A 14047-nucleotide genomic window follows, 5' to 3' on the forward strand; every position below is an offset into this window, starting at 1 on the left:
TAAAAATGTTGAAAGGGATATGTTCGTATGAATGAGCTATCTATGCAGGAAATAAAGGATATACAAATTCAAATCATGGATGAGGTGGTGAAATATTGTGATGAGAATAATATAAAATATTGGTTGGATAGTGGGACTATGTTAGGTGCTATTCGCCACAAAGGGTACATACCGTGGGATGATGACATAGACATTGGAATGTTGCGAGAGGATTATGATAGATTTATACATACGTTCAATGAAAAAAGTAAAAGTAAATACATTTTGGATTGTGTGGAAATAAATCCTATGTGTCGCTTTCCTTTTGCGAAAGTGTTTGATTGTAATACGGTGCTTTATGAAGAGGATATAAAACTGTCTGTTAATATTGATGTGTTCGTTTTTGATAACGCACCGAAAAATATAATACATTTTAAGTGGATGTGCTTTAAGAGAAATGTTTTTAATCGTTTAAATGCTTGCCAATATGGAAACGGTGTTAGGGTGAAGAATAAAATTAAATATTATATATACAAGGCGATGAGGCCGTTGCTGAACCTGTTTCCAAAGAATTATTTTGCAAGGAAAGTCGTAGAAAATTCAAGAAGTTGCATGAGAAATAAAAGCGATTATATTGGAGATTTTACATCTGTTTCCAATGCATTGCTCAAGAAGGAGTATGTCAAAGAGCTTGTCAAAGTAGATTTTGAAAACAAGAAATATAACGTGCCAAGTGAGTATGATTGTTGGCTGAAAAAAGTTTATGGAAATTATATGGAGTTTCCTCCAGAAGAAGAGCGCGTGGGAAAGCATAAAATTACAGCATATAGAAAGTATGATTAAATTATACAAATATATATTTTTATGATAGGAGTTTTAAATTATGAAAACGGTTTACACATGTTTTAGCACAGATGTAATTCATGATGGGCACTTGAATATCATTAAAGAGGCACAGAAATATGGACGTGTAGTTGTTGGGTGCCTTAGTGACAAGGCGTCTATTCGTTATAATAGGTTCCCGACTGTACCGGAAAATGAACGTATGGAATTATATAAAACGATTGATGGAATAGATTCAGTAATCCTCCAAAATGATATGTTGTATGATGATGTTATCGAATATTTACATCCAGATTATGTGATTCATGGTGATAACTGGAAGGAAGGGGCAGAATCTGCTATTCGCAATCATGTTGAGAAACTATTGTCTGAGTATGGTGGAGAAATAGTAGATGTACCTTATACGTATAACGAGGATGTAAAGAAGATTGATTTGCAGTTGAAAGAGAAACTTTCCATGCCTGAGTACAGAAGGAAACGATTACGTCAGCTGCTGTCCATGACACCGATTGTCAAAGCAATGGAGGCTCATTCTGGTCTTACGGGACTTATTGTAGAGAAGACTGTTATCGAAGGCGAAAATGGCAGGTTGGATCAGTTCGATGCTATGTGGGTAAGCTCTCTTTGTGATTCAACGGCTAAAGGCAAGCCGGACATTGAACTGGTTGATATGACTTCACGTTTCCGCACAATCGAGGACATTACAGAAGTAACGACGAAACCGATTGTTTTTGATGGTGATACTGGTGGGCTTACAGAGCATTTTGTATATACGGTTCGTACCCTTGAACGTTTAGGGGTTAGCGCGGTAATCATTGAGGACAAGACGGGCTTGAAAAAGAATTCTCTTTTCGGTACAGAGGTTAAGCAAACGCAGGATACGATTGAGAATTTCAGTGCGAAGATTGCTGCTGGCAAGAAGGCACAGTTAACCGATGACTTTATGATTATCGCGAGAATTGAATCATTGATCCTCGAGCAGGGGATGGATGATGCACTGAACCGTGCTATGGCGTTTGTAAAAGCTGGTGCTGATGGCATTATGATTCACAGTCGTAAGAAAGACCCTGCTGAAATCTTGGAGTTCTGTGACAAGTTTAGGGAAATGGATACAACTACACCAATCGTAGTTGTCCCGTCTAGTTTCAATACGATAACAGAGGAAGAACTTGTTTCACATGGTGTGAATATTGTTATTTATGCTAACCAGTTGACTCGGTCAGCCTTTCCTGCCATGCAGCAGACAGCTAAAGATATTTTGAAATATCATAGAGCGAAAGAGGTTGATGATCGATTGATGCCAATAAAGCAGATCATCACGTTGATTGATGAGATATAAGATTAGGGGATCTATTCCATGGAAATAAAAAGAAACATACTCTTGAATCCGGGACCTGCAACTACAAGTGATGCTGTGAAGTATGCACAGGTAGTTCCGGATATCTGTCCGCGTGAAAAAGAATTTGCGGGCATAATGGGGCCGCTAAGAGACGATTTGGTACGTATTGTTCATGGTGACACAGATGAATACACGGCAGTATTGTTTTGTGGTTCAGGAACCATATGTATCGATGTAGTCTTGAATTCACTACTGGATGCAGGAAAAAAAGCCTTGGTAATCAATAATGGTTCTTATAGCCAGCGCGCTTGTGATGTGTTGGATAGTTATGGCTTGCCTTATGTTGAGCTAAAACAACCTTTGGATGATATTCCGGACTTAGCGGCTATCGAAACGTGTCTTGTCGATAATCCAGAGGTTAGTTATGTGTATGTGACTTACCATGAGACGGGAACCGGGCTGCTTAACCCTGTTAAGGAGATTGGTGCGCTTGCGCACAAATATGGTAAGTTTTTGATTACTGATACGACCTCAGCGTATGCGATGATTCCAATCAATGTCTATGAGGAGAATATAGACTTTTGCATGGCATCCGCGCAAAAGGGGATTCAGGGGATGACGGGATTGTCCTATGTGATTGGCCGCAGGGACATTATTGAACAGTCTAAAGACTTCCCCAAGCACTCGTATTATTGCAATCTGTATATGCAATACGAATACTTTGAGCGGACTGGTGAAATGCACTTTACCCCTCCCGTGCAGACAATCTATGCAGCAAGACAGGCTCTGGTAGAATATTTTGCTGAGGGTGAGAAGGAAAAGTGGGCACGTCATCAAAGGGTTATGGCGGCTATTCGCAAAGGCGTTGATCGATATGGATTTCAGGAAGCTTTGTCACGAGAGGTTCAATCGGGGTTGGTAGCAGCGATTTGTTATCCTGATGACCCGCACTGGAATTTTGATGAGATACATGACTATTGCTATGAACGTGGATTTACCATATATCCAGGTAAGATGCAAAACAAGGGGACCTTTCGTTTATGTGCGTTAGGTGACATTGATGCAGAAGATATAGATGAATTTTGGAAGGTGTTTGAGGATGCGATGAATACGCATAAGATTTCAATGCCGGTCACATACGATAGGTGATGCTATGAGCAAAGAGATTGCTATATTGATGGCTGCAGGCTTAGGGACACGTATGAGACCCATTACGGAGACTGTTCCCAAGCCGCTGGTAAAGGTTCACGGCAAGCCTATGATTGAAACGGTCATAGGTGGACTGCAAAAACGTGGCGTAGGTCATATTTATATCGTAGTTGGATACTTGAAAGAAAAATTTCTGTATCTTAAGGAAAAATACGACAATATAACTTTGGTAGAGAATAAGGAATATGATGCAAAGAATAATATTTCTTCTCTCTATGCAGTAGCTGATGTTTTAGGTAAGCATGATTGTTTTATTTGCGAAGCAGATTTGTATGTATCGGATGATGATATTTTTTTGAATAAGTTAGAGCATTCCTGCTACTATGGGAAAATGATCAAAGGTTCCTCTTCTGATTGGGTTTTTGATCTCAATGACAATGGCATCGTTACGAGAGTTGGTAAAAATGGGACGGATGCTTACAATATGGTGGGAATATCTTATTGGAAACAAATGGATGCGGCAGTTCTGTGTGAAGAAGTAAAAAAAGCGTATAAAACATCAGGGTGTGAACAATGGTTTTGGGATGATGTAGTAAATGCAAATCTCGATAAATTGATATTGAAGATACAGCCTGTCGACGCTAAACAATTGGTAGAGATTGATTCTGTAGCAGAACTAGCAATGATTGATCCAGATTATGAGAGAAGTAATGTTGTGGGAGTGGAAAGATGAAAATCGAATCGTTTATAAAAATACTGGGTGCAGATTTCTATACGGGAGTACCTGATTCTCAGCTTAAACCGCTGTGCAATTATCTGATGCATACCTATGGCATTGACAAGGAGCACCATATCATCGCAGCGAATGAGGGAAACTGTGCGGCACTGGCGGCAGGCTATCATCTGTCGACAGGAAAGGTGCCAGTAGTATATATGCAGAACAGTGGCGAGGGAAATATCATCAATCCAGTCGCATCGCTGCTCAGTGATAAGGTATATGCCATCCCGATGATCTTTGTCATCGGCTGGCGTGGTGAGCCGGGCATCCATGATGAACCGCAGCATATCTACCAGGGGCAGGTAACGATAAAGCTGCTGGAAGATATGGACATCCAGAGCTTTGTTATCAGCAAGGAGACGACCGTCGATGAGCTGCAGGCTGTGATGGCAGAGTATAAGACATTGTTGCAGAAAGGGAAGAATGTGGCTTTTGTCATCCGTAAGGGTGCGCTGTCCTATGAGGAGAAAGTCGTCTATAAGAACGATAATCAGATGCTTCGTGAGGAAATCATCCAGCATATCGTGGCTGTATCTGAGGAGGATCCCATCATCTCGACGACAGGCAAAGCCAGTCGCGAGCTCTTTGAGACGCGTGAGGCAAATGGGCAGAGCCACAAGTATGATTTCCTGACCGTAGGCTCGATGGGGCATACTTCCTCGATTGCGCTGGGCGTAGCTATCCATAAGCCAGACCAGAAAATCTGGTGCATTGATGGGGATGGTGCTGTCCTGATGCATATGGGTGCGATGGCAGTCATGGGCTCAGTAAAACCGCAGAATCTTGTGCATGTCGTCATCAATAATGGGGCCCACGAAACTGTAGGCGGAATGCCAACAGTAGCAAATAGTGCTGATTTGTCAGCTATCGCAAAGGCATGTGGCTATGATACGGTCAGTAAGGTATCGTCCTTTGTGGAACTGGACAAGGCACTGCAAGCCACAAAGACAACTGCAGGCTGTCACTTCGTCGAAGTCGCAAGTGCTATTGGTGCGCGTGAAGATCTGGGGCGTCCAACGACTACTGCATTAGAAAATAGATACAATTTTATGAACTATTTAAAGACTGTTTGAGTGAATATGATGTATCTATCAGCGTAACAATTAATGAAGATAAAGATAGGGGATACGAGTGCATAGGTTGTTGCTTTTTAAGACTCGGATTAAGACACAAGGAGTTTTGAAAACAATAGATTTTTATTATTGCCGAATCATACAGCTAATATTTTCAACAATAATATTCAAGCGTTTTGATTTGCGAATTTTCCCTGATGCTCGATTAGGTGGTGTGCATTATATGCGTATCGGCGAGGGGTTTGGGGCAGGTCGTGGTTTGTGGCTTGAAGCAGTAACTGATTATGCTGTAACCGGACAAGTTTTTTCGCCAGAACTAATCATTGGTGATCGAGTAAATGTAGGAGAGTATGTGCATATTGGCTGCAATCATCGAATTATTATTGGCAATGATGTATTGATGGGGAGCAAAATTTATATTACCGATCATAATCATGGTGTTTATCGTGAGGATTTCTCGGATAGCCCAGATGTTCCGCCGATTAGCAGGCATCTAACCGAAAATGAGAGCGTGGAAATTGGCAATAGATGTTGGATTGGGGAGTTTGTGACAATCCTTCCTGGTGTCACTATTGGTGAAGGTTGCATTATTGGCAGTCACAGTACAGTAACACGCGATATTCCTTCAAATTCCATAGCCGTAGGTAGTCCGGCGCGGGTGGTAAAAAAGTGGGACGAAGAGAAAAAGAAGTGGCTGCGAGTTTGATTTTGAAAGGGGATATGTCCTGTGATCATGGCAAATAATCTGTTGCGACAGTTTGAACTGCATAGCAAGGAATATGAAGATAAAGCAGTGGAAGTTCTTCGTTCTGGCTGGTATGTGCTGGGGAAGGAAGTGGAGGCTTTTGAGCGGGAATGGGCTGACTATATTGGAGCTAAGTATGCTGTAGGCCTTGCCAGTGGCCTGGATGCTTTGTGGATCAGTTTCCGTTTGCTGGATATCAAGGCGGGGGATGAAGTCATTGTATGCTCCAATGCCTACATTGCCTGTGTGATGGGGATTACTATCAATGGGGCTACGCCAGTTTTTGTTGAGCCCGATGCGTATGACAATATCGATGCAGATAAGATTGAAGCGGCAATCACGGACAAGACGAAAGCTATTCTGGCTGTACATCTCTATGGTCAAGCCTGTGATATGACGAAAATCATGGCGCTTGCCAACAAATACAATCTAAAGGTAGTAGAAGATTGTGCACAGAGTCATGGTAATAAATGGCAGGGACAGACTGTAGGTACTTTCGGAGATGTAGGTTGTTTCAGTTTCTATCCAACTAAAGGATGCGGAGCATTTGGAGATGCAGGCTGCATTACCACCAACAATGAGGAATTAGCGAGAAAGTTCAAGGTTTTCCGTAACTATGGCAGTGAAAAGCACTATCACAATAAAGTGGTTGGCAGCAATAGTCGATTGGATGAATTGCAGGCAGGGCTTTTGCGGGTAAAACTCAGCCACTTGGATGAATTCAATGCGGAACGTTGTCGTTTGGCGGATAGATATATGGAGGAGATAAAAAATCCTCATGTAAGACTGCCGAAAATTCGTCCTGGAGCTGATTCCACTTGGCATCAGTTCGTGATTCATACCGATAAGCGGGACGAACTGCAGGCATTTTTAGCGGAGCGGGAAATCAAGACGCTGATACACTATCCGATTCCGCCGCATCTGTCTGAGGCATATGCATACCTAGGGAAAAAGGTTGGGGATTATCCAATTGCTGAGCGTTATGCTGACGAGGTGCTGAGTTTGCCAATGTATAATGGCATGACGGAAGAGGAGCAGACTACTGTGATTCGTGCAATAAATGCGTTTGAGGATAAGGAGTAACGAATGACATTACAGGAAAAGTGCCCTATTTTGCATTTTGGAGATTTGGGTGACGAACGGGGAAAACTGGTAGTTATCGAAGGTGCACAAGCAATCCCGTTTGATATCAAGCGTGTGTTTTATATCTACGATTCAGATTCTGCGGTAGTGCGAGGGCAGCATGCCAATCGGGAATCCGAGTTTGTACTGATTAATGTAGCAGGCCATAGTAAGGTTCGTATCACAGACGGCATGGAGGAATTTGTCGTATCTTTAGACAAGCCGATGATGGGCGTATATATCCCAAAGATGATCTGGAAAGACATGTATGAGTTTTCTTCGGATTCGGTACTGTTGGTGCTGGCTAGTACGCATTATGATGGTGGCGAATATATCCGGGATTATGAGGAGTATCTTGAGGAAATGGCGAAATGAGTTACCTGGTTTCTTTATGTATTCCGACTAATGGCGTCATTGAGCTGGTTTTTCCTGTGCTAGATAGCATTTACGCGCAAGGTGTTGATGAAAGCCTTTTTGAAGTAGTGGTTTGTGATAATGGCGATAATGCAGTATTTCGTCAGATGATAAGTGAATATGCAGGAAAGCATGATAATCTTCGCTACGGTCGGACGGATGCACCGGTCTTTCTCAGCGAGCCTGAGACATATAAGATGGCTACAGGTAAATTCATTAAATTCATCAATCATCGTACGAAATTGATGCCAGGAACGCTTCGTTATCTGTTAGATTTTGTGAAGAAGCATGAGGCAGAGGATAAGCCGCCGATTGTATATTTTTCTAATGGTTCCTTGAAACAGGATAGACAGATTGTCTATTTTGATAATTTCTCGAATTTTGTTTGCGGACTTAAGATTTTGGGTACTTGGTCAACAGGTATGGCCATTTGGAAACAGGATTTTGACAAGATTCCGAGGGATGAACAGTATAATGAACTTTTCCCTCATACCACGATATTATTCAAAGAGCGGGATAGAAAATATATTATCGACAACACTTTTTTACTAGATGAAATTCCTGTGGGGCATGGAAAAAAAGGAAAGTATGATGTGTTCCATGCTTTTGCTATAGAGTGGCCATTTATACTGGGAGAACTTTTACGGACTAAGGATATATCTACAGAGACCTTTCTGCAGTTGAAAAAAGAAACGTTAAAATTTTGCATAGGAATGGCAATTGAGTTTATTGTTCTGCGGCGGCCTTGCTCTTATGATACGTCTACTTTTATGAAAAGTATGCGGGTGTTTTATAGCCCAGCAGAGATTTTGTGGTCTTTTATGAGATGCACGATGCGAAAAGTGATGGGGAAAATGGCGAAACTGGTTAAGATTAAATGATGATCGAGAGGTAATGAGATTGACCAATATCATACTCTTTTCACAGAATTTGATTATCGATTCTCTGATTAAGAAGTTACAGCGTAAAAAAAACACAGGTAAGTATATTTTTTTGACCACACAGTTTTTGTTTGAGCATGAGCGGGAAAAAATAGGAAGGAGCTTTCCAGGGGCGGAATTTCGTTCTTTTGCGGATTTCTTGACAGATGAGGATATGGCAAGATGCGATGAAGATGCTTTTGTCAACCTTTCTATGCCTTATGAGGAATATCTTCATCGGATGAAAGTTTTGAAGAATGAGATGGTTCTAAGAAAAATCAAGGATGAATTCCCCGTTTTTCGTGGATTCATATGTTGTGATGATTTAGGCATCGATAGTGAAGTGTGGAAAAATGGTGGCTTCAGCTGGCTGGAGGGAGAATATTATTATCCGCAGCATCAATTGAGTGGCTTTAAATCGAAAATTAAAAATAGATTAAAGAAATATAAACTGGTGCGTATGGCTTATGAGAAAATCAAGCCCAAGCATAATAATGAAGTAGAAGATGTATATGTTGCTCATTATCAAGGAAAAAAATATATATTCATTGGGCGCATGAATCGTATCGATTACCGTTTGGATATTCCGTTTAAGCTATCTAAGGAAGAGCGGGGAAAATTCAATCGGGGAGAGTATGAGGAGAAAGAATCATGCCAATATCTTACGACATGGCATGAACATTGGAAGTGCCATGTACCGGATGACGAGCGTTATGATGTACGCTGGCTCCAGGATGGGTATCTGCCGCCAAACTATACGGAGTATGGTTATGATTTTATACCGAAAAATGTTCAGTATTATGCTTGGGATGTGTTGGGGACTAAGCTTTTCAAGAATCGGAATCTTCCTGTGTCGGTAATCCCTTTCCGTAAGAAGCTTTACATGCCGGTGCCGAAATTTCCCAAAGAAGTAAAAAATGTTTTGATTGTAGCTTCTGGGGCAGGAGATTGGACTGCATTGAAAAATCGTTCGGATGATGATCTTTTGGTGTATGCATTTGCTCAGATGGCCAAAAGGTTTCCGGAAATCGATTTTGTCTATCGTTGTCATCCAACCTGGATACATCCCTTGAATGTAGGCGTGCATTCTATTGCTCGTGTGCAGGAATATTTCTCCTGGCTGAATCTGCCGAATCTGCATGTGTCGGCACATATTCCCATCCAAACGACAGGACAGGGGGATTTCAAACTGACATTCCCTCGGAGCTCTTTGGAGGAAGATTTGGCCAAGGCCGATTTCGTATTCGGTGAACATTCCATTTCTATGGTGGATGCGGCATTTAAGGAAATTCCTTTTGCATCGGTAAATCTTACAAAGCGGCGTAATTTCTTCTGTGGGATTACGGATATGGGGTTCCCGGCTTGTGAGTCATTGGATGATATAGAAATGACTTTGCACGAAATAACAAATGAAAAATTCCAGCAGGGTTATCTGAAAGCTGTAGAGGCTTATAACAAGATGACGGATGAGGAGGAGCCATGCAAGTAATTGGTACGTATGCAAGAGTCGAAAAAAGTTTGTCGAAGTTGATTCTTGGTACCATACTTTGGATATTGAAAAAGACAAGGGAATGGTCATGGTGATGTTGGATGAACTTGTTCGTCGTTACCGGCAAATGCCGCAAGGCGTAAAAGCTTCTTTTTGGACGGTTGTCAGTAGTGTTTTGTTGAAAGGAATAAGCTTTATCACATTGCCGATTTTTACTCGGCTGCTGACTACATCTGAATATGGAATACTATCAATTTATACATCCTGGGTGTCACTCCTTAGCATTTTGCTCACATTTACGGTTTGGGGTGGAGTATTTAATGTGGGGATGGTTAAGTATCCCAATCGAGCTCGTTTTGTTTCTGCTATTCAAGGAATGTCAGTCACAAGTGTAATGGTGGCAGGCTGTATATCTATGTTCTTTCTGCATCCTATTAGCCAGTGGTTGGGGATGAATGAATTTTTGGTAGTCTGTATGTTTGTGGAAATCTTAGCGACTATCCCATTTAATATTTGGGTAGTTGAGCAGACTTTTGACTTTATCTATCAAAAAAAAATCATCATTACGATTTGCTTAAGTGTGCTTAATCCTCTTTTGGGATATATTGGTATTGTGACGTTTCCCTGGCATGTGGAGGCAAAAGTGCTTAGCGGTTTATTGCCCCAGGTAGTTATTGGATTGTTTTTTTTCTGGCAGCAGCAGAGACGTGGTGAAGTTTTTTTTGATAAGAAGATATGGCGTTATGTTTTCGGGTTTAATGCGGTTTTAATCCTTCATTATTTATCTATGCAGGTGCTTAACCAATCTGATCGAATCATGATTAACGATTTGGTGGGTAGCAGTAAGGCTGGTATTTATAGCGTAGCGTATACATTTGCTATGCTGTTAAATCTAGTGGCCAATGGAATGAATTCATCCCTTACCGCTTATGTATACCGTTGTTTGAAGAGTGGTCATACTGAAAAACTCGCTCAAATCAATAATATAGCTGCTTTGTTCGTTGGTGCCTGTGCTTTAGTGCTTATTTGTATAGTTCCAGACGTATTTCGATTCATGTTGCCGAAATCTTATCATGAAGCACTATGGATTGTTCCTCCGGTGACATTAGCAGCATATTATATGTTTCTCTATCCTATGTTTGGTGCTGTGGAATTCTATTATGAAGTTAATCATTATGTGACTATTGCTTCCTGTGTCGGGGCGGTGTTGAATGTGGTGTTGAATGCTCTTTTGATTCCTATGTTTGGTTATGTAGCAGCAGCATATACTACTCTTTTATGCTACGTATGTTTTGCTTTGTGTCATTATTATTTTATGAAGTGTGTTTTAATGAAAAATGGTGAACATAAATCTATATTCAATGGGAGAAGATTATTTAAGAATTCATTAATACTATCTATGTTATGCTTTATGGTATTAGTCTTCTATGAAGATGATTTCTATCGTTGGATTTTTATCATGGTTATAGTCGCTATGCTGGTGTATAAAAAGCAAAGTTTTATTGATACGTTACTGGTCATTAGGAAGTAGGGATAGATATGAGTAAGATAGTAGGTTATACTACGGGCGTTTACGATATGTTTCATATTGGACATTTGAATATATTACAGCGAGCAAGAAAAATGTGTGATTATTTGATTGTAGGTGTCAGCACGGATGAGCTGGTGCAGAAAGAGAAGAATAAGACACCTGTTATTTCTTTTGAGGAAAGAATGGAGATTGTGAAAGCTCTGCGGTGCGTTGATAGAGTGGTACCACAGATTAACAAGAATAAAAGGGAGGCATGGGATAACTATCATTTTGATAAAATGTTTGTTGGTTCTGATTGGCAAGGAACGCCAGCTTGGGAAAAATATGAGGAGGAATTTCGGCCAATAGGAGTTGAGATTGTATATTTACCACATACGGATGGAATATCGAGTTCTTTACTGACAGAATTTGTAAAAAAACATATAAGATGATTTTGCTTAGCTATATTTAAGGATATGTATATGAATGAAAAGAAAAGGATAGAGTATATAGATATTTTTCGTGGTATAGGAATTGTTTTTATGGTCATGGGGCATATCGGTTTTGGTGTTCCGTTTAATAAATTCATATATGCTTTTCATATGCCGATGTTCTTTTTTATATCGGGTATGTTTTATAGAGAGATACAGAATGAATATCCTAATCCAATTAAAGGTATAAAGACATATATTGTTAGAAAGGCAAAAACCTTGTTGATGCCTTATATGGTATTTGGGATATTTCATTATATTGTTTATCTGGTTGTTGTTGATAGTTATGATGTGTATAGCCCGTTGAAACATTTGCTTTTTATGAATACTGATGGACTTCCTATAGCTGTGGCACTTTGGTTTTTGACTGCGTTGTTTGGTTGCGAAATGATTTATCAGTTTATTATGTGTAGTGTGGCTAATAAAATGATGAGAGATATTATTGTTTTTGCAATAGCTTTGTTTGGTTGTATGTTTCATAAAATGACATCTTTATCATTGCCTTGGGCGTTGGAAGCAGCATGCGTTGGTGTCGGCCTTTTTCATTTTGGCAAGTTAGCGATGATGCATTCGAAAAAAATGTTACAGTTAAAGGTAAAAACAATAATATTTATGGCTGTTACGGTAACATTGATGATTTTTGTAAATAATACCATTAATATGAGAATGAGTGCTTATGAAATAATTCCGTTGTTTTGGCTTAATGCAATAGGAGCTACTATTGTGGGGCTTAACATAGCAAGATTGTGGTTGGAAATGGGGTGGGACAAAGCAAAATTATTTAATGAGCATTTGTGCTTTATTGCCCGAAATGCTATTGTTTATGTTTGTTTAAATCATTTAGTTATTAGAATATGTAGAATGTTTTTGGGAAACGCTGTTCGTTCGGGATATATGAGAGATTCTATTATTTGTATATTATCAATGGGCGTTCTTTATGTGTTATGCATAGCTTTTATGAAATCGAGATTAAGAGTGCTTTGGGGACGATGATGATTTTCTTCTAATTTAAGTCGCTAATAATACAATAATCCTTGATGATTATTAATCTCATCAAAGCATCGCCGTTTGGTGAGCTAGAAATTACAGATGTAAACAATGTTTATCAAGAGCGCGATACGCTGCAGGTGGAGAAGATTTGCCGTGGTTACGCACGACTCGTTACTCGATGCGGCTTCTTTTGTACGGACGATTCAAGCACGGCAGGGGCTGAAGATTGCTTGCATTGAGGAGATTGCCTATCGTATGGGCTATATTGATGCGGCACAGGTTGAGAGACTGGTACAGCCGTTACTGAAGAATGAATAAGGTAAATATCTGATTCGCATGATTCGAAAATAAGGGAGTATCTAGTATAGTAAGAAAACATATAGCTATGAACAGCATCCTCAAAAAGGCCGCACTTAATAAGCCTCAAAAAATGAAATTTTGATTTTTTGACTTATGCACATGGTGAAGCTGTAAAATCTTCGGCTAGAACTCCTTGTTGCTTCAGGAGCTTAATAGCATTGTTAATTTCCTGTTGTTTTTGCTTTATCCTTAGTTCTTTAGGCAGGTCTATTTGTCTAAGGTCACTGGGATTGAACACCTCTCCGGTTTGGAACATGTGGTAAATAGCTGTCAATATCATGCGTGCGATGGCAATTATGGCTCTTCTTTTGCCACGACGCCGCAAGATATTTTCATACTTGATTTTGTAGTAGGGCTGAGTCTTGCATTTTACGGTGGCGTGGGCTACTTGGACGAGCATAGGTTTGGTGTAGCCTCTGGCACGAGTGAATTTCACGGATTTCTTCTTGCCAGCCGACTAGTTGTTGCCAGGTGTAAGGCTAGCCCGACTATAAAGTCTCTTTGAAGAATCAAATTGTGACATATCCGTACCTATTTCTGAGATTATTGTTATAGCGGAGTCTTTGTCCATGCCCGGAATGGTGCAAAGCAGCCTTACGGCTGCGGCATACGGTTCCGTAAGGGGTTCCAATTTTGCATCAAGAAGGTCTATTGCCAAATCGAGGCATTCCATGCATACGTCATAGCAGTTGTTGTCAATGAGCCAAATTTTAAGCCTGGAAAGGTCTTTGTTAAAGGTGAAGAAGCGTTCCTTTTTGTAAGTGAGTGTCCGTAACTTAGTAACGGATACAATGGTGGCAATGAGAAAGCTTTTGTGAACATCGATGCCACAGCATACGGGGAAA

The 14047-nt window shown here is 40.4% G+C and carries 15 protein-coding genes and 1 pseudogene; 14 read left to right on the top strand and 2 right to left on the bottom strand.

The window, feature by feature from the left end:
- The first annotated feature begins 27 nt into the window (after positions 1–27).
- The 14 genes and pseudogenes from BM322_RS10210 to BM322_RS13340 all read left to right on the top strand — a co-directional run.
- Positions 28–822 (top strand): phosphorylcholine transferase LicD, encoded by a 795-nt coding sequence (locus BM322_RS10210; RefSeq protein ID WP_075430158.1) that lies wholly within the window; start codon positions 28–30, stop codon positions 820–822.
- 40 nt (positions 823–862) lie between these two features.
- Positions 863–2161 carry a phosphoenolpyruvate mutase gene (aepX, locus tag BM322_RS10215; protein WP_075430159.1) on the top strand — a complete coding sequence of 433 codons (1299 nt, stop codon included), beginning with the start codon at positions 863–865 and terminating at the stop codon, positions 2159–2161.
- 18 nt (positions 2162–2179) lie between these two features.
- Positions 2180–3310, top strand: a complete 1131-nt coding sequence (locus BM322_RS10220) for a 2-aminoethylphosphonate aminotransferase (RefSeq protein ID WP_075430160.1) — start codon at positions 2180–2182, stop codon at positions 3308–3310.
- 4 nt (positions 3311–3314) lie between these two features.
- Positions 3315–4043 (top strand): sugar phosphate nucleotidyltransferase, encoded by a 729-nt coding sequence (locus BM322_RS10225; protein ID WP_075430161.1) that lies wholly within the window; start codon positions 3315–3317, stop codon positions 4041–4043.
- On the top strand, positions 4040–5161 hold the full coding sequence (gene aepY / locus BM322_RS10230; protein ID WP_075430162.1) for a phosphonopyruvate decarboxylase: 1122 nt from the start codon (positions 4040–4042) through the stop codon (positions 5159–5161). Before BM322_RS10225 ends, aepY begins: the two co-directional genes overlap by 4 nt.
- A gap of 106 nt (positions 5162–5267) precedes the next feature.
- On the top strand, positions 5268–5867 hold the full coding sequence (locus BM322_RS13805; protein WP_143102227.1) for a DapH/DapD/GlmU-related protein: 600 nt from the start codon (positions 5268–5270) through the stop codon (positions 5865–5867).
- Positions 5868–5888: 21 nt separating this feature from the next.
- Entirely contained in the window at positions 5889–6989 is a 1101-nt protein-coding gene (locus BM322_RS10240; protein ID WP_177220865.1) for a DegT/DnrJ/EryC1/StrS family aminotransferase, read from the top strand.
- Positions 6990–6992: 3 nt separating this feature from the next.
- Positions 6993–7403 (top strand): FdtA/QdtA family cupin domain-containing protein, encoded by a 411-nt coding sequence (locus BM322_RS10245; protein WP_075430164.1) that lies wholly within the window; start codon positions 6993–6995, stop codon positions 7401–7403.
- Entirely contained in the window at positions 7400–8323 is a 924-nt protein-coding gene (locus BM322_RS10250) for a glycosyltransferase family A protein (protein ID WP_075430166.1), read from the top strand. The genes BM322_RS10245 and BM322_RS10250 overlap by 4 nt, the downstream gene beginning before the upstream one ends.
- Before the next feature lie 19 nt (positions 8324–8342).
- Positions 8343–9851: a hypothetical protein gene (locus tag BM322_RS10255; protein WP_075430168.1), complete on the top strand. Its 1509-nt coding sequence runs from the start codon at positions 8343–8345 to the stop codon at positions 9849–9851.
- Between the two features lie 58 nt (positions 9852–9909).
- The gene (locus BM322_RS10260; protein ID WP_177220867.1) at positions 9910–11382 is read left to right on the top strand and encodes an oligosaccharide flippase family protein; all 1473 of its coding nucleotides are present in this window, start codon (positions 9910–9912) and stop codon (positions 11380–11382) included.
- Positions 11383–11390: 8 nt separating this feature from the next.
- A complete protein-coding gene (locus BM322_RS10265; RefSeq protein WP_075430172.1) occupies positions 11391–11813 on the top strand; it encodes an adenylyltransferase/cytidyltransferase family protein in 423 nt (140 codons plus the stop codon).
- Between the two features lie 30 nt (positions 11814–11843).
- Complete coding sequence (locus BM322_RS10270) at positions 11844–12845, top strand: acyltransferase family protein (RefSeq protein ID WP_075430174.1); 1002 nt, start codon at positions 11844–11846, stop codon at positions 12843–12845.
- 47 nt (positions 12846–12892) lie between these two features.
- Positions 12893–13160: pseudogene (locus BM322_RS13340) on the top strand (glucose-1-phosphate thymidylyltransferase); the annotation flags it as partial.
- Between the two features lie 133 nt (positions 13161–13293).
- Here BM322_RS13340 and BM322_RS13700 read toward each other — a convergent pair.
- Both BM322_RS13700 and BM322_RS13875 read right to left on the bottom strand, forming a co-directional pair.
- On the bottom strand, positions 13294–13638 hold the full coding sequence (locus BM322_RS13700) for a hypothetical protein (protein WP_075430176.1): 345 nt from the start codon (positions 13636–13638) through the stop codon (positions 13294–13296).
- 21 nt (positions 13639–13659) lie between these two features.
- Complete coding sequence (locus tag BM322_RS13875; protein ID WP_407047834.1) at positions 13660–13875, bottom strand: transposase; 216 nt, start codon at positions 13873–13875, stop codon at positions 13660–13662.
- Between the last annotated feature and the right edge of the window lie 172 nt (positions 13876–14047).

The organism is Selenomonas sp. GACV-9 (assembly GCA_900116485.1).
Taxonomy (GTDB): domain Bacteria; phylum Bacillota; class Negativicutes; order Selenomonadales; family Selenomonadaceae; genus Selenomonas_A; species Selenomonas_A ruminantium_G.

Coding starts and splice junctions, on each gene's coding strand:
- BM322_RS10210 (WP_075430158.1), top strand. CDS start 28: ATGAATGAGCTATCTATGCAGGAAATAAAGGATATACAAATTCAAATC.
- aepX (WP_075430159.1), top strand. CDS start 863: ATGAAAACGGTTTACACATGTTTTAGCACAGATGTAATTCATGATGGG.
- BM322_RS10220 (WP_075430160.1), top strand. CDS start 2,180: ATGGAAATAAAAAGAAACATACTCTTGAATCCGGGACCTGCAACTACA.
- BM322_RS10225 (WP_075430161.1), top strand. CDS start 3,315: ATGAGCAAAGAGATTGCTATATTGATGGCTGCAGGCTTAGGGACACGT.
- aepY (WP_075430162.1), top strand. CDS start 4,040: ATGAAAATCGAATCGTTTATAAAAATACTGGGTGCAGATTTCTATACG.
- BM322_RS10245 (WP_075430164.1), top strand. CDS start 6,993: ATGACATTACAGGAAAAGTGCCCTATTTTGCATTTTGGAGATTTGGGT.
- BM322_RS10250 (WP_075430166.1), top strand. CDS start 7,400: ATGAGTTACCTGGTTTCTTTATGTATTCCGACTAATGGCGTCATTGAG.
- BM322_RS10265 (WP_075430172.1), top strand. CDS start 11,391: ATGAGTAAGATAGTAGGTTATACTACGGGCGTTTACGATATGTTTCAT.
- BM322_RS10270 (WP_075430174.1), top strand. CDS start 11,844: ATGAATGAAAAGAAAAGGATAGAGTATATAGATATTTTTCGTGGTATA.
- BM322_RS13875 (WP_407047834.1), bottom strand. CDS start 13,875: ATGGAATGCCTCGATTTGGCAATAGACCTTCTTGATGCAAAATTGGAA.